This is a genomic window from bacterium (assembly GCA_016786595.1).
Lineage (GTDB): Bacteria > Bdellovibrionota_C > UBA2361 > SZUA-149 > JAEUWB01 > JAEUWB01.
Genome location: JAEUWB010000053.1, coordinates 16,504 through 32,558 on the forward strand (window position 1 = coordinate 16,504; position 16,055 = coordinate 32,558).

Annotated in this window: 15 protein-coding genes and 1 tRNA gene; 3 read left to right on the forward strand and 13 right to left on the reverse strand. The window is 44.6% G+C overall.

Features of this window, described 5'->3' with window-relative positions:
- Nucleotides 1-2: 2 nt before the first annotated feature.
- The 5 genes from JNK13_08605 to JNK13_08625 are packed head-to-tail and all read right to left on the reverse strand — an operon-like array spanning nt 3 to nt 4,878.
- The gene (locus JNK13_08605; GenBank protein MBL7662797.1) at nt 3-743 is read right to left on the reverse strand and encodes a slipin family protein; all 741 of its coding nucleotides are present in this window, start codon (nt 741-743) and stop codon (nt 3-5) included.
- Between the two features lie 2 nt (nt 744-745).
- Nucleotides 746-2,191, reverse strand: a complete 1,446-nt coding sequence (locus JNK13_08610; protein MBL7662798.1) for a nodulation protein NfeD — start codon at nt 2,189-2,191, stop codon at nt 746-748.
- A 4-nt stretch (nt 2,192-2,195) separates the two neighbouring features.
- Nucleotides 2,196-2,975 carry a uracil-DNA glycosylase gene (locus JNK13_08615; protein ID MBL7662799.1) on the reverse strand — a complete coding sequence of 260 codons (780 nt, stop codon included), beginning with the start codon at nt 2,973-2,975 and terminating at the stop codon, nt 2,196-2,198.
- Nucleotides 2,972-4,195: a bifunctional phosphopantothenoylcysteine decarboxylase/phosphopantothenate--cysteine ligase CoaBC gene (gene coaBC, locus JNK13_08620; GenBank protein ID MBL7662800.1), complete on the reverse strand. Its 1,224-nt coding sequence runs from the start codon at nt 4,193-4,195 to the stop codon at nt 2,972-2,974. The genes JNK13_08615 and coaBC overlap by 4 nt, the downstream gene beginning before the upstream one ends.
- Nucleotides 4,195-4,878, reverse strand: a complete 684-nt coding sequence (locus JNK13_08625; GenBank protein ID MBL7662801.1) for an MBL fold metallo-hydrolase — start codon at nt 4,876-4,878, stop codon at nt 4,195-4,197. The genes coaBC and JNK13_08625 overlap by 1 nt, the downstream gene beginning before the upstream one ends.
- A gap of 26 nt (nt 4,879-4,904) precedes the next feature.
- On the opposite strand from JNK13_08625, the gene JNK13_08630 reads away from it, so the two are divergent.
- Nucleotides 4,905-7,154, forward strand: coding sequence for an ATP-dependent RecD-like DNA helicase (locus JNK13_08630; GenBank protein MBL7662802.1), 2,250 nt, complete (start codon nt 4,905-4,907; stop codon nt 7,152-7,154).
- Nucleotides 7,155-7,190: 36 nt separating this feature from the next.
- Here the strand turns inward: JNK13_08630 and JNK13_08635 are convergent, their stop codons facing one another.
- The 7 genes from JNK13_08635 to rpmI all read right to left on the reverse strand — a co-directional run bounded on the left by JNK13_08635 (nt 7,191) and on the right by rpmI (nt 13,399).
- On the reverse strand, nt 7,191-7,898 hold the full coding sequence (locus tag JNK13_08635) for a 2-C-methyl-D-erythritol 4-phosphate cytidylyltransferase (protein ID MBL7662803.1): 708 nt from the start codon (nt 7,896-7,898) through the stop codon (nt 7,191-7,193).
- A gap of 120 nt (nt 7,899-8,018) precedes the next feature.
- On the reverse strand, nt 8,019-8,507 hold the full coding sequence (locus tag JNK13_08640) for a CarD family transcriptional regulator (GenBank protein MBL7662804.1): 489 nt from the start codon (nt 8,505-8,507) through the stop codon (nt 8,019-8,021).
- A 338-nt stretch (nt 8,508-8,845) separates the two neighbouring features.
- Entirely contained in the window at nt 8,846-9,337 is a 492-nt protein-coding gene (gene rimI / locus JNK13_08645) for a ribosomal protein S18-alanine N-acetyltransferase (GenBank protein MBL7662805.1), read from the reverse strand.
- Nucleotides 9,300-11,747, reverse strand: coding sequence for a phenylalanine--tRNA ligase subunit beta (gene pheT / locus JNK13_08650; GenBank protein MBL7662806.1), 2,448 nt, complete (start codon nt 11,745-11,747; stop codon nt 9,300-9,302). Before pheT ends, rimI begins: the two co-directional genes overlap by 38 nt.
- 6 nt (nt 11,748-11,753) lie before the next feature.
- Nucleotides 11,754-12,779: a phenylalanine--tRNA ligase subunit alpha gene (gene pheS, locus JNK13_08655; GenBank protein ID MBL7662807.1), complete on the reverse strand. Its 1,026-nt coding sequence runs from the start codon at nt 12,777-12,779 to the stop codon at nt 11,754-11,756.
- A 33-nt stretch (nt 12,780-12,812) separates the two neighbouring features.
- On the reverse strand, nt 12,813-13,163 hold the full coding sequence (gene rplT, locus JNK13_08660) for a 50S ribosomal protein L20 (GenBank protein ID MBL7662808.1): 351 nt from the start codon (nt 13,161-13,163) through the stop codon (nt 12,813-12,815).
- A 35-nt stretch (nt 13,164-13,198) separates the two neighbouring features.
- Nucleotides 13,199-13,399 carry a 50S ribosomal protein L35 gene (gene rpmI, locus JNK13_08665; protein MBL7662809.1) on the reverse strand — a complete coding sequence of 67 codons (201 nt, stop codon included), beginning with the start codon at nt 13,397-13,399 and terminating at the stop codon, nt 13,199-13,201.
- A gap of 832 nt (nt 13,400-14,231) precedes the next feature.
- Here rpmI and JNK13_08670 point away from each other — a divergent pair.
- Nucleotides 14,232-14,306, forward strand: a tRNA-Val gene (locus tag JNK13_08670).
- 152 nt (nt 14,307-14,458) lie between these two features.
- Nucleotides 14,459-15,031 (forward strand): hypothetical protein, encoded by a 573-nt coding sequence (locus tag JNK13_08675; protein ID MBL7662810.1) that lies wholly within the window; start codon nt 14,459-14,461, stop codon nt 15,029-15,031.
- On the opposite strand, the gene JNK13_08680 is transcribed toward JNK13_08675, so the two are convergent.
- Nucleotides 14,970-15,944 (reverse strand): flippase-like domain-containing protein, encoded by a 975-nt coding sequence (locus JNK13_08680; protein MBL7662811.1) that lies wholly within the window; start codon nt 15,942-15,944, stop codon nt 14,970-14,972. The genes JNK13_08675 and JNK13_08680 overlap by 62 nt on opposite strands.
- Nucleotides 15,945-16,055: the final 111 nt, after the last annotated feature.

A 16,055-nucleotide genomic window follows, 5' to 3' on the forward strand; every position in this document is an offset into this window, starting at 1 on the left:
GTCTAGCTTCTCTTCATGAAAGCATTAATAAAGTCAATTGGAATCGGGAAAATAGTCGTTGAGTTATTCTCAGTCGCAATTTCTCGTAGGGTCTGCAAATAGCGTAATTGCAACGCTTGTGGCTCGGTGGCGATGATTTTTGCAGCCATAGAAAGCTTCTCTGCGGCCTGAAACTCAGCCTCAGCACCAATAACTTTTGCACGTCTTTCACGTTCAGCCTCAGCTTGCTTAGCCATCGCGCGCTGCATCTCGACAGGCAAGTCGATATGCTTAATCTCAACCATCGATACTTTAATTCCCCAAGGGTCGGTGGAGTGATCAAGAATTTCCTGCAAGCGGTTATTTAGTTGCTCGCGATTGATCAATAGATCGTCAAGCTCTCCCTCGCCGCAAACGCTACGTAAAGTAGTCTGAGCAAGCTGACTCGTTGCATAGAGATAGTTTTCAACTTGATTGATTGCACGGTTTGGATCCATTACGCGGAAATAAACCACTGCGTTAACTTTCACAGACACGTTATCTCGTGTGATTACGTCCTGTGGTGGCACGTCCATTGTTACAGTACGTAAATCAACGCGTCGCATTTGCTCAATCACAGGCCAAATCCAAACAATTCCAGGACCACGAGGCTCGACGAGACGACCGAAGCGGAAAACCACGGCAAGTTCATATTCCTTAATAATTTTAATCGCACTGAAAATAAGTGCAGCAAAAATAATAATTATCGGCATCAACGCTGGCATAGTTAGCTACTCACTTTCTCTACTGTTAAAACTCGACTGCTTGCGAAAGACTTTACCTCAATTGGCGTATCGCGCAAAAGTTCGCTAGTTGCTGACTCTGCATCCCAAATTTCTCCAAATACAGCGACTTTCCCCAGATAACGACCGGAATCATTACGTACAAAATTCGTTAAAACTTTACCTCTCTGACCAACCATCCCAGCCTTGCCGCTAGCTGACTTACGCCTTTGCGCAGAGATTGCCAAATAAGACAAGATTAATAGTAGGCAACCAACTAGACTAGCAGCTGAACCGAGCAGCAAGTAATCTACTTCGATACTACCCGCACCCCAAATTACACTCGTATCAATTACATAAATTGCACCAAGCACAGTGCAAATTAAGCCTGCAATGGCAAAAACGCCAAAGCTTGTTGAAAAAAGCTCTGCTGCAAAAAATATAAAGCCCAGTATCAGCAAAGCAACTCCGCCAGAATTGAGCGGCAAGATCTGTCCAGCAATTAGTGATAAAATTAAACACGTCACGCCGACAACCCCAGGCAAAATAACTCCCGGATGATAAAGCTCAATTGTAATTCCAAGCATTGCACCAAGGCCGAGCAAAATTGCAATATTTGGGTCGGATAAGACACTTGCGACCTGCTGCTTGAAGGTCATCTCTAGAGTATGTCGCTCGAGCGTTGAGACTTTAGGCATAGTATAATCTCTGCCGGCAAGTTTAATTTTTCTCCCCTCAGCGCTTACTAAAGCTGAATTTAGATCGCCCGCAAGATAATCAATGACTTTTTTATCTAGAGCCTCACCATCTGTAATTGCAACACTTTTACGTACAGCCTCTTCAGCCCAGTTAGCATTACGCCCGCGCTCTGTTGCGATTGCCTTAATTAGCGAGACTGCGAAATTCTCAACTTTCTCATTCATCTCCTTAGTCATTTCCTGCCCACCAGCTTGCACCGGGTGTGCTGCGCCGATGTTCGTTCCGGGTGACATGACTGCTAGATGACCTGCCATAGTAATAAAAGCACCCGCTGAGATAGCGCCGCCCCCACTTGGTGATACGTAAACCATCACTGGGGTATGAGATTTTAAAATTTGCTCGACCATGCTCTGCATTGAAGTTACGAGGCCACCGGGAGTATTAAGTTCAAGTACTAGCATCGCAGCATTACGTTCTACGGCTGCAGCTAAGCTAGTTTTTAAAAAATCATCTGTTGCCGGAGTAATTGGTCCGTGAATCGTAAGAACCAGTACTGGCCCGGTTAGACTCCGCTCTGAATTTAGCTTCTCTGAGTTTGTCTTCTCTGGGTTTGTCTTTTCTGAGTTTGTCGTTTCTGGGTTTGCCTTTTCTGGCGTTAGTTGAGCATAGAGAGTGCCTGCTGAGCTTAAGAGCATCAAGCTAAGAGTGATGCAGACAAGAATAATGACCTTTCGCCAGAAAAACTTGATCATATAACTAAATCGATTGCGCGTTAATGGGGATGCCTAGTCGGAGCATCACAGTCTTTAAATCCTCCCAGAAGGGCTTTTTTGCGGGCGGATTTCGCAGTAAATATGCAGGGTGGAAGGTCGGCATCAAGGGTATTCCCTGCCACTCTAACCATGTTCCACGTACTTTAGTAATTCCGGTTTTGTTGCCAGTTAACGTGACAAAGGCAGGCGAACCCAAAGTAATAATAACTTCTGGCTTAATCAAGGCAATTTGTCGTTCCAAAAAAGGTCTACAGGCTTCGACTTCATCTGGTAGTGGCGCACGATTCTCTGGCGGACGACACTTCACCACATTACAAATATAGACCTCCTCACGCGCAATACCAATTCCTTTAGTAATTGCTGCTGTGAGTAATCGCCCTGCACGACCAACGAAGGGTTCTCCTTGCTGATCCTCATCTGCACCTGGCCCCTCGCCAACGAAACAAATTTTAGGTGACTTAGTATTGCCCACACCAAAGACAACCTTATTGCGGGTCTCACAGAGACGACAGCGGGTGCACTGCTGGGCCTCAGTGTTAAGTTCAGATAGAGTCTGCCCGTAGCGCAAATCACTAGAGACTAGCTGCGCTGATGCCCCAGTGCTTTTGCCTACTTGCTCCATATTGTTCTGATTCATTGCTGACGTCTCACCTGTTACAAATTGCTCTTGAACCTGCTGGTGCGCAAACCAGTCCCGTGGAAGGCCAGTTATCCCTTGAGCCTCCAAGCTCTGCTTCAGGACCTCTAGTAAGCGATTATTCATAACTTACTTACGTTAGTAAAAATGAAATCTGCAAGTTCAATCTTACTGCCCTTGGAAAATACACTAGCATCTGTCTGATTGACCATGACCGCACGCGTCCGATCTGTCTCGAAAGAATCAAGCAAATTACCCACAACATAATCCAAATGTTTAGCTTGAAGTTTCCTTCTGGCAAGCGCTTCAAGATCTGAAAAGTCACCAGACTCAGCTGCAAAACCGATTAGCGTCAATTTTGTTTTGAGCGCTGCTTGATAAACTTCACGTCGGGAACCAACTTCAAATGCAATGTCTGGATTTGGAACTAGCTCAATTGAGTAACTCTCACTTTTGCTGACTTTGAGCTTGTTCGAGGAAACCGATTTTGGACGGTGATCGCACACTGCTGCAGCAAAGATTACAATCGTGTGTTCAATTCCAGGCACTTGCTCGCCGAGGTAAGTCTCTACCTGTTGTGCCATTTCCAGTGCGGTGCTGACCTGGACGACTCGATCTGCCCCCGTTAACGCATGATCTACTGGACCTAAGACCAGATCGACATGGGCACCGCGCTTTTTTGCTATTTCAGCTAAGGCTTGACCCATTAATCCTGAGGAACGATTGCTAAGAAATCTAATCGGATCAATCCACTCACGAGTGGGTCCTGCAGTGATAATCACCCGTGTTCGCTTTAAATCTGTACTCAAATTTAAGAGCGTTTCCACGACGGACATAATCTCAGCGTTTTCTGGAAAATGCCCTTTACCCATCCAACCACAAGCTAGCTTACCCTCAACAGGGTCGACAAAAATTGCGCCACGAGTCTTAAGTACTTTAATACTTTCTTGTGTTACAGAATTTTGCCACATCTTAACGTTCATCGCCGGAACATAAATTACTGGTTTAGTTGTTGCCAATAAAACCGCCGTGACTACGTCATCTGCAATTCCCTGAGCGGCTTTGTTGAGGAGATCTGCCGTTGCCGGAGCCACAATAATTAAATCGGTGTCGTTGGCCAGTGAGATGTGTCCGATTGACTGTTCTTCGTTTTGGTTGAACAAGTCGATAGCAACTTTCTCACCGCTTAAGACTTCGAAACTAAGTGGCCGCACAAACTCCTGCGCTGCCTTACTCATCGCAACACGCACACGCAAACCGCGTCTCTGTAAGTCGCGCATTAAATCGATTGCCTTGTACGCTGCAATTGACCCGGTAACCAAAAGTGTGGCCGTTAGCTGCGCCATTATAAAGTTGCCCCTGCTTGCCAGATCTTCACAAACGGATTTTTACCAAGCTCAGCTGCCACAGTCGTATTTGGGCCATGTCCAGAGAGTAGTTTTGTCTCTCCCGGAAGTTTGAGGATTTTATCTAGAATTGATGACTTTAAAACTTGTTCATTTCCGCCGGGCAAATCTACGCGACCGACGGAACCACTAAAAACAGTATCGCCTGCGATTAAAATCTGATGACTCTTGAAATAAAGAGCCAAATGCCCTGGCGAGTGACCAGGGGTATAAATTACCAGCGCAGATAGGCTACCGACTCTAAACTCTTCTCCTCCGCTAAGTTCATGATCTGGTTCGGGGCAATTTTTATATTGAGCCGGATCTAGTCCATACACTGGAACTAAGGATTCTATCGTAGCTCGAAAGTCACGTTCATTTGGGTGCGCATAGAGTTTAGCCTGCTGACCCTGTATCGTTCTTAATGCTATTTGCAGGTCTTTAACTCCCCCAGCATGATCAATATGAGAATGCGTAAGAAAAATACTTTCAATCGTCACTTTTCTAGCCTGAATCTCATCGGTAATTAGCTGCACATCACTCCCGGGGTCCACTACGCAAGCAGAACTGGTAGATCGGTCAATCAGAATCCTGCAGTTCTGTGAAAAGTCAGATACTACTATTGTTGCAATTTCCAAGCTCATATAGGTTATATCTCTCTAGCAAATATATGAATTTGGAGCAAAAACGACAGAACGATAAGGCCACAGACGCACAGCAGTCAATTCGTGGCATCGTCGAGCGTGTGACTTATTTTTCTGCTGATACGGGCTACCATGTGCTCAAGGTCAGTCTTGATTTTCCAATTAAAGAAATTGCCGTAGTTGGCTACAACACAAAATCAATTACTCCAGGGGTTCATATTCTTGCGCATGGAAGCTGGATCGAGCACCCTAAATTCGGCAAGCAATTTAAGGCAAGCTCCATCGTCGACACTCCGCCTCCAACAAAAGAAGGACTCATTCGCTATCTCGGCGCAGGCCAATTAAAAGGTATTGGGCCAGTCCTTGCTGAGCGGATTGTGGATCATTTCGGCACAGAGGCACTAAACATTATTGAATCAAATCCGCAGCGTCTCGCCGAAGTCCCGGGAATCGGCAGGAGAAAAGCTGAAGAACTCGTTAGTGAGTGGGAAAGTAAACGCAGCCAGAGAGAGAGTTTACTTTTCTTCACAAGCTTCAACATTCCAATTGGCACAGCTAATCGTATTATTAAGCACTTCAAAGCAAATGCAATCAAAATTGTTAAGGAAAATCCGTACCAACTTGTCTCAACTGTCTGGGGCATAGGTTTTAAAACGGCTGACCGCATCGCTCAATTGATTGGTATTGACCCCAGCGCTGCGATCCGACTTCGCGCAGGATTAGCATACACACTCAAGCGTGCTAGTGAGGAAGGGCATTTATTTCTAACTCAAGAAATTTTACTCGCCAAAGCGCAGTCTGTGTTAGGGTTTAATGATGCGGAAATTCTTAGCCAAGAGCTTGAGAATTGTGTCAGTTATGGCGAAGTCATCCGTGATTATGGGCGACTTTACTTACCGCAACTACATACCGCAGAGAAAGGTGTTTCAGAGTTTTTTGAGTCGCGCTTAAAACGTAATTTTTCATTAGAAAAAACGATTCCTACCGACCAAGTTAATTCGATCGTTGCACAAAGCAGTTTCTCTCTCTCCGAAGACCAGCACCGCGCACTCCAGCTAGTTGCTAACCAGTCAGCTGTTTTAATTACCGGCGGTCCTGGATGCGGTAAAACTACAGTAGTTAAAACAATTGTCGAACTTTTCAAACGCGCACGTATTAGCTTTAAGCTTGCCGCTCCAACTGGGCGTGCAGCTCAGCGTCTAGCAGAAGTTTGCGAAGAAGAAGCTTCAACAGTGCATCGCTTACTCAAATATGACCCTTTCACCAACTCTTTTGTACACAATCAGCATCATCAACTTCCCTGCGAAGCCTTAATTATTGACGAATGTTCAATGGTCGATATCCCACTTGCAGCAAACTTACTTGCCGCTGTATCTGACAACACCAGGCTAATTCTAGTCGGCGATGCCGATCAACTACCGAGTGTAGGCCCAGGGCTATTCTTTGCTGATCTACTGAGCGTGCCTGCAATCCCCCAAGTCCGACTTTCGCGTTTGTTTCGTCGGTCGGCAGAGTCAGAAATCACTGAAATTGCACACTCGATTAACAATGCTGTTATTCCTAATATTCAGCTGCTAACTAATCGTCCCACAGCGACAGATAGCTTTTTCGTCGCTGCCACAGGCCCAGAGCATGGTAGTGAGATTGTCACTAAGTTGATTTCAAGTTTTATTCCTGAAAAATTTAATTTTTCTCCACAAGATATTTCCGTGCTCACACCCACAAATCAAGGCCCACTGGGCGTGATTGCATTAAACCAAACGCTACAGGCCGCCTTAAATCCAAAGCAGCACGGTGGCCCAACAGTGCGTGTCGGAAACATCGAATATCGAGTTGGAGACCGTGTTTGTCAGCGTGCAAACAATTACGATCTGGGTGATTCAGGGGTTTTTAACGGCGATCAAGGCTATATCACGGCAATTGATCCTAAGGCTGAGTCCATCGATGTCAAACTTTGGGACGGTCGCTTGATTACTTATCCAGCTGAGCACTTAAGCGAACTTGACTTGGCATATGCGATTACAATTCACCGTTCGCAAGGTTCGGAAATGCCTGTTGTCGTAATGACACTGCATGATTCTCACGCCATTTTATTAGAGCGCCAGTTAATCTATACAGGAATTACTCGAGCGAAGCGCTTATTGATTATCGTAGGAACTAAGCGCGCACTGGCAATGGCCATCAAACGTGAACGTAGCAAAAAGCGCATGACCTTACTACCCGAGCGGATTCAAGGTTTAAAGCAAAAGGTGTTTCAACCTGCGGTGCAGATTTAACGGGTTTGTCACGAAATTTGGTTTTGCGTGAGACCCCTAAAGCCGCTCTTTATAGATCAGGCGGGCAAGGCGTAAATCTGCGGGCACTGTAATTTTGATATTATCTGGGTCGCCTTCACAGGTGACAATCTTTGATTTTAATGTTTTTTCAATTAATTCAGCATCATCTGTGGTGTTTAGTTCGAGTTGTCGTGCCTTGAGATGAGCGTCGACAAGGTCTTGATAGCTAAAGCCCTGCGGCGTCTGGGCCTCAAAGAGGCCTTCACGAGGAACTGTTTTTACAATTTCATTATTTCTTGCATGTTTAATTGTGTTAGTGACTGCGACAACGGGAACTGCTGCCCCACTGAGGGTGGTTGCCTCAATCACGCGCTTAATTAACTCTACTGAAGGTAGAGGCCTGGCGCCATCATGCACTAATACATAATTTACTTTCTGAGGCAGTGACTGTAAGCCTAAGTAGACTGATTCTTGACGAGACAAACCGCCACGAATGATTTGATAAGGACTCTGAGCCAAAATTTTCCCGGCAAGATCTTGGATATGCTTTTCAATTTCCTTGGAAACCACAAGCGCATAGCAGTGGATTAAATTGGATCTTTTTAGTGCAAACAGTGTCGAGGCAATCACTGGAATTCCAGGTGCAATTGTCTCTAATAATTTCTGAGTGTTTGGTCGGTAGCGAATGCTATTACCTGCTGCGACAACTACAACTCCAACTTTTGCTCTGACCTCAACCGACATGACTGTGTTTAATATTCGATCTGAAGGAAATTTGCTATGGTTAGATTTAAGACGTCCAGAAACACGCTTAAAAACTAGGAATCTCTGGAAGTCAAAAATGTATTACAAAAACACTAGCCGCTAAGCGTGGCAAATGCCTTGAATTTCCTTCTTGATTTGGTCTTCAGTGCGCGCCTTAGCAATTGAGATTTCTTTAACGAGTAGCCCTTCAGCAGCATCCAACATTTTACGCTCACCGAAGGAAAGCTCCTTGTCTAATTTAAGCACTGACAGATCGCGAATGACTTTAGCGATTTCGAAAAGCGAACCAGTCTTTAATTTCTGAGTATACTCACGATAACGACGATTCCAAGTCTGAGTATCAACGGTAATTTTGCGATCACGCAAAATATCGTACACTTTTTCAATTGTCTTAGTGTCAATTACTCGGCGCAAACCAACAGTCTCAACTTGGCCGACAGGCACCATAATTGTAGCACCATTTTCGAGAATATTTATCTTGTAAAAGCGTTGTTCAAAAGTGCCAATCTTTCGAGCTTCGATGCTCTGAATAACTCCGACGCCTTGCGCTGGATAAACAACTTTATCCCCTACTTTAAATGTTGAGATTTGAGCACTTACTGGTCGCTGAGTGGTTTCTTGAACTATAGCGCTTCTTAACGGAGAAATTGATTTTGTAATCGCACTACTGTTACTGGTATTTGACTTTGTCTTACTTACTAATAGTTTAGGTGCAGCAACATTCTTTTTGGTGACAGCACCATTAGTTGCCTTCTTACCTGGTTTTGTTTTCTTGATAGCCACTTTCTTAGTTGTCACAGGATCTTAGTCTCCGTTTAGCCGCTTTTTTTGAGCATAAATGTATATTTATTACGCTTAAAACGGACGATGGATAATACAATAACTAATTAATTTCGTCAATATAAGTCGCTATTACTACAGTGATTTTATAAATTAGGGCGATTAGTGACAAATTGCATTAGGAGAGCATCCTCCTGAGGATTACGGTAATAAGCTTGTCGAACTCCGTATGGCTTAAAACCACAAGTATCATATAAGCAAAAAGCCTCATGATTAGAGTGTCTTAACTCAAGTAAAATTCTACTGGTAGAAGTCGCTCGAGCATGATCGATTAATTTGGTTATTAATCGCCTACCAATTCCCTTGCCTCGCTCAGCTTTACTAACTGCAAACTCTAATACTTCAAGTTCGTCCTCAATTCGATGAGCAAATAGATATCCTACTAGCTGGGAATCACTCAAAGCAGCAAATCTAATAGAATTTTTACTATTTAACTCGGAAAGAAAACTATCTCGACTCCATGGATTGGAAAAACTTAGCTTCTCGATCTCAAGGATCTGATCAACCCAGTCAGCGCCGAACTGGTCAATTAAAGTAATATCACTGACGCAATCTGTAGCCGTTTGCTGTGACTGCATGCATTAACCCCTTTTGTAATTCTTGCAACTCCTCGTTACTAATTGTTCCCGCATCTGAAGCAAAACGCATTTTAACTGAAATGCTTTTTTCGTCAGGTTCAAGAGGTTTCCCTTGATAGACGCTTAAAATTTCCATTCCACGAAGTAACCCCTGCGGTGTTGAGTTTTTCAGTAGTCTTTGCAGCTTCGAAAATTCTGCGTGCTCGTGCATAATCACCGACATTTCAAAGAATGACTCTGGGTAGCGATTGACTGGAGTAAAGAAATCACGCTCATCACGCAAAGCATAAAGTCGCCCTAGGTCAATTTCAGCGCAGACTACTTTCTGCCCCGCAAGCGTAATGGCCCCAGGAATAACTTGCGCAATCACTCCAAGGTCATCCGTACGGCCTTTGGTCGCTAACTTCAATAAACCCTTGCGATAAGGATGCATCCAGCGCTTTTCTTCAAATAAATCCTCATGCTCAGCACTTTTCCACTCTGGCAGTATTTCCATTGTCTCAATCGTCACTTGCCTCACGATGCGATTAAGTATGCCGACTAAGGCATAAAAGAGTTTATCGTCATCAGCAACCAGCCCCAACGATAGCATACGTCTTTCATTGCATGGTTGGGCAAGTGCTTCGGTATCATTCCAAGCTTCGAAAACTCGACCACACTCAAAGACCATAATTTCACGTGTATGACGTGCGTTAGTCTCCAGCGCAGTTAGTAAATTTGGTATCAGCGAAGACCGCATAAATCGCTCTTCAGCTGAGATTGGATTCTGTAATTCAATCGCTGCTTGTAGATTATAACCACAGCGCCGTGAAAACTCTTCATTGACAAAAGAGTATGTAGATATTTCATTAAATCCAGCGCCGCGTAATAACTCACGCACACTATTCTCGAAACCCTTGAGCTCATCGTATCGTGGAGCTAATGCTGCAAAGAGCGGTGCGGCTTCTGGTATACGCTCATAGCCATAAATACGTCCAACTTCTTCGACTAAATCATAAAGAATCCCTACGTCTTTAGTTGCTCTGTAGTATGGGACAGTAATTGTCTCTCGCTCAATCTTAAAGGAAAGTGCAGTTAAGATCTCAGCTATTTCTGGGTCGGAAATTTCTGCTCCGAGCAATTCACGAATTTTTACTGGAGCATAAGGGATGCTAACCACCTGCTGCTTAATTGGATAGACATCTAATAATTCACCGCGAACTTCAAATTTAACCCCGCACTGATTTAGCAACTCCAGATAGCGCACAGTTCCAAGCACGACTGACTCAGCACTTTGGTCTTTTTCAAAACGATTTGAACTGTCTGTGCGAATTCCAGTATGCTTCATCGTGCGTCGCACACGCGTTGGGTTCCAATTTTCAGTCTCAAGTAGAACTCGCGTCGTTACATCAGAAATAGAGCTTAACGCACCGCCGAGTACTCCGCCAAGACACTGACAACCATTTTCATCGGCAACGACAACTTCTTGAGGATTAAGTGCTCGAGTTTCTCCATCAAGACCGGCAAATTTCTCCCCTGGCTCGGCATTGCGAATCTGAAGCACTTTTCCCGAAAGTCGATCTGCATCGTAAGTATGATTCGGTTGACCAAGATCAAACATTACATAGTTACTAAGATCAATTAATAAGCTCTTCGGATTAGCGCCAATACTAGTAAGTCTTCTGCGTAGCCATGCAGGGCTTTTGCGCGAGTCTAAGCCAGTAATCTCAATCGCGGTAAAACGTCGGCATTCCGTGTTGGCATCGATTTTGATTTGAAAATCAGTCTTACCTTTCGCAAACTGAGCAATGTATTTTGTAACTAATTCCGGGCTAGTTGCAAATTGATCGTAATCAGACTTCAATGGGCGCTTTAAAATCGCGGAAAGTTCCCGCGCAAAGCCAAAATGACTCCAAAGATCTGGGCGATGCGTTAGTGACTTATTGTCAATTTCAATGATCGCATCAGAAGCACCGTAGACCTCCCTCAGCTTTTGTCCGACTTTCAAATCAAGTTCTAAGATTCCTGCATGATCGCTGGAGATCCCAAGTTCCGCCTCAGAAGCAAGCATCCCAAAACTTGTCACTCCACGTAATTCACGCTGCTCTATTTTGATTTTACCATCTGTACTTTCAATCGTGGACCCAATTGGCAAGAAAGCAGTTGTTAAGCCACTGCGGCAATTTGGGGCTCCGCATACAACTTCATACTGAGTTTTACCATCAGTCACTGTTGCAATCTGCAGCTTATTAGCCTGTGGATGTGCTTTAGTAGCTAAGATTTCGACGACAACAGCAGTGTCAAGGCCTAGACCGATCTCCTCAATTGAATCAACTTCTGCGACCTTGGTAGTCACAATTGTCTCAAATTCAGCATGGCTTAAATCGCTGATGTCAACAAAATCACAAAGCCAGGCTTTAGAAATTTTCATTAATACCTATACAATGCTGGAGAACTGCTTAAGAAATCTTAAATCCGCACCTTGTAAATAGCGGATGTCATCAATTTTATATTTACTCATCACTAAGCGACTTAGCCCTAAGCCAAAGGCAAAGCCCGACCACTCTCGTGGATCGATTTTGCCATATTCCAAAACGCGCGGATGAATTAGTCCACAAGGTAGTAATTCCAACCAACGGTCTTTAAACCAAATATCAAGCTCGAATCCAGGCTCAACGAAAGGGAAATAGCCAGGTCGCAGACGAATTTTCTGCTCGCTGCCAAAAATCTCACGCAACAGGGTCTTCATGAAGTAAATCAAATTTCCAACGGTTACATGTCGATCAATTAACATTCCTTCCATTTGATAGAAGGTATGTTCATGCGAGCTATCAATACGCTCATAACGAAAAACACGTCCCGGCGCGACAATCCTCAGCGGCGCGCCCATTTCCAGCATTGAACGCACTTGCATTGGTGAAGTATGTGTGCGCAGTAAATGACGTGTTGTTGTCCAAAAAGTATCTTGCATGTCCCGCGCCGGATGGGTTTCAGGCACGTTCAATGCTTCAAAATTATAAAATTCACTCTCCACCTCCGGGCCATCAACTACAGTAAATCCCAGGCCGGTAAAGATGCGCTCCAGATCGCGTTGCACACGAGTTAATGGGTGTAGTGATCCAATTTGCGAGATCGGTAATGCTTGATTTAATGGCAAAGTGACATCTAAATACTCACTACTGAGCTTAGATCTAACTTCTGCTTCTGATATTTCTTTAAGACGCCTTTCTAGAACAGACTCTAACTCTACTCGCACTTCGTTAACGAGCTTGCCAAAGTCCTTACGCTCAGTCTCAGGTATATCTTTAAGTGCTTTTAATGCTTGGGTGATTCTGCCGGTCTTACCAAATAAAGCTTGCTTAATCGATCCCAGCTCTTCGGTCGACGCGACTTCATGAATCGACGCGATGTAAGTCTTTTTGGCAGCTACTAATTCTTGCGTAAGCGTTGCTGAATTCGACACCTTGCACCTGAACGAGTTGTAAATGCCTGCTACTTACGACGCTGCGCCTTGGGCAACCTTTACAACTTCTTGAAACGCAAGCGGCTCTTCTACAGCAAGAGCAGCTAAAACTTTACGATCAAGCTCAACACCAGCTACTTTCAAGCCGTTAATGAACTTAGAATATGACATCGCTTCACCTAGTGCTGCATTGATGCGAGTAATCCAAAGTGAACGGAAATTGCGTTTATTCGTCTTACGATCGCGATATCGGTACGTTAGCGACTTTTCAGCGCGTTGTGTTGCTTGACGAATTGTATTTTTCGAACGTCCACGAAAACCTTTTGCGATTTTCAATACGCGATTACGACGTCGACGTGCTTTTACTCCACGTTTTACTCTCATAAAAACTCCCTCTAATCTTCAAATATCTTTAGCGCTTAATTGCCGTACGGTAATAGGCGGTTTGCATCCTTGCGATTCGCACTGCTGACTTCGGTAGTCTGCCTTAAATTGCGTTTACGCTTACGATTCTTGTTCGTGAGAATGTGACGCTTACCAGCCTTGGCACGCTTTACTTTTCCACTTCCAGTGGTCCAGAGACGCTTTGCCGCGCCTCGGTGTGTTTTCATCTTTGGCATAAAAAATCCTGATTATTCAAAAGAGCGCGCAATATAGGGAAAAATGGCTGTTATGTAAAGTGGTTAGGTTATCTAAAGATTGCCTAGCAAAATTCCTAGATTTTTCCATAATTGAGCCTAAAAAGTAGGCGATTTTATTAAGAAAGCGTTGGGCCCTGGGCTTTTGACTGTCTTAATGATTGGGGATCTTTCGACTCGTTGAATGCTCACTATATTCGCATTCAATTCGCTCAAGATGATGAAATGGACCTTTTCTTTCCCTTTACTCTACACTCCGAGTGCTCTTACTGAAACTTTTTCTCGGTCGTACTCAGCCGAACTAACCTTAGTGATTAACTGAACGAAATGAAACCGGCCTGCGTAGGCCCTCGAAAAACTTCCATCAAGCGTTCGATCGAACTACTCTCGGCCTGAGCCCTCGGCGTGAGCTCGGTCGAACGCTCGAGTCAAAGGCACGCCGAGGTCCCACTCTACGCTCTATTGAAAATACTCGAACCCCAAATAATTATAGAAAAACAGCTAGTTGAAATTAATACCTTGAGTGGCTGAGACCCTGGGTGGGGAGAGGTTTGAAGAAAGTAAAGCGCAGCCCGAGTCGTAATTGCTGGTGGTTTGCAGACCAAGTTTGGCCAAGGGCGAGCCATTTCTGAAAATCTCTCCCCACCCAGGGCCGATAAGCATAATCATTGAAAGGTCCATACATGACAACAATAAACCATACCTTAGTCTGCTACCGCCCATCACTCCGCATCCCGTCCACGCCGTTTCACCAAGAAATTCTCCTAATTCTAGACTTCAACCTGAGCCGCTGCTAATATCCGCGCACCTATGGAGGCGTGTAGCTCAGTGGGAGAGCATCTGCTTGACGTGCAGAGGGTCGGCGGTTCAATCCCGTCCACGCCTACCATTGCCATTTTAACTCCAGGTTTTCTGATCCGCGATATCTTTTTAAATCAACTCAAAAGCCGCTCCATTACAATCAACTCAAGCAAACGCTTACTTTCCGCAACCAATTATTACGCCACAGCTGACAACAAATTATTAGTTACTGGCCCCTTCATGGGCGCCCCCTTTGCTGTTGCCATTTTAGAGGAATTAGTTAAGCGCGGCATACGAGAATTTATTTTAGTCAGCATTGCTGGTGGCTTGGGAGATTCATTTCAAGTCGGAGATTACATATTGCCAACTACTGCGATCAGCGACGAAGGGACGAGCGCAAACTATCTACAAGATACTGGCTCAACTTCGCATGCAATGCCTGCGCAACCCTCTCAAAATATCCTTAATCAGTTTATTTTATCAGCAAAGATTGAGCCCAACAGTGCATTCGGCATACACCGCACAACAATCGCCAGCACAGATGCGCCATATCGAGAAATCCCAGAAAAAATTTACAATTTAATGCGCCGTGGCGCACGCACAATTGACATGGAATATTCGGCACTTCTGTCTGCAGCAAATTTTCACAAGGTAAGCCTGCAGGCTGTTTTTGCCGTGTCTGACGTCGCCGCAGAAAGTGGATTCGCATCGCGCAAGCTTAAGCAGGCGCTAACACAGATTTCCTCTGCAGTTATTGATTTTTGCCGAGATTCAGTTTTCGAGAACGAAAATACTCCGCTCCACCGACCATAACTAATACGCAAAGCTCAAGCACATGCGTAAGTATTGCAAAACCTAAAGCAATTTCACGATTGTAACCATAAATCCCGGATACTGCAGCGACGCTACCGGCTTGATAGGTGCCCACAAACCCTGGGGCAGCAGGAACTGCCACGGCAATTCCAATCATTGAGCTCAATGCAAATCCCGTCCCAAGCGGCGCCTGAGCATCGAATGCAGAAAATCCAAAGTAATACTTAATGCTGTATAAAACCCAAATCACGAGCGACAACAGTATTGCAGCAATTAACGCCCGCAATGACCCCACTCCGCCTAAGCCTTGTAAAAAATCCTCGACTAACTTTAGTAATTTAGACCTCAATCCGAGTGGTGCAAATTTGAGCACAGTCTGCGCTGATTTAAGAATTAAATTAGCCTTGAAATATCCAAGCAGCACAAAAAGACCGGCGCAACTAACAAGCACAACTAATACCTGGACGCCTCGCTCTGCTAACTCTGGAAGATTCGCTCTACCACCCAAGGCAATGCTAAAAACTACAAGTAGCGCCAAAATATCAAAGATTCGCTCCGTTACACTTGAAGCAAGAGCACCTGTAAAACTAATTCTTCCAGTCTTCTGCAGAAGTGCTGGACGCACAAACTCACCGGCGCGAAAGGGCAACATTACACTCGCTAGAATACCAACGGCATTGGCTGCATGTAGTGTTGAAAATGATAAATCGGATTTCGGCAGTAGATATTTTAAGCGCAATGCCCGCAGGGGAAATGCCAGAGCGCCACAAATCACAAATGGGATCAGCCGTGGATATGATACTGTTCCTATAACTTGCCAGAACTTTTCCCACTCGACATTCCAAAATAAAGCAACAATTAGAACGCAGCTAACTATTAGACTGACTGCAAATGTAAGATGTTTTTTACTCATTTGACCTAATCGCATACAATTACAACGACTTAACTCTATATAAGCCACGTGTATACATATTGCATCAATTTTTCACGCAAGTTCTTGCTTCATCTAACCGATAGTTATACT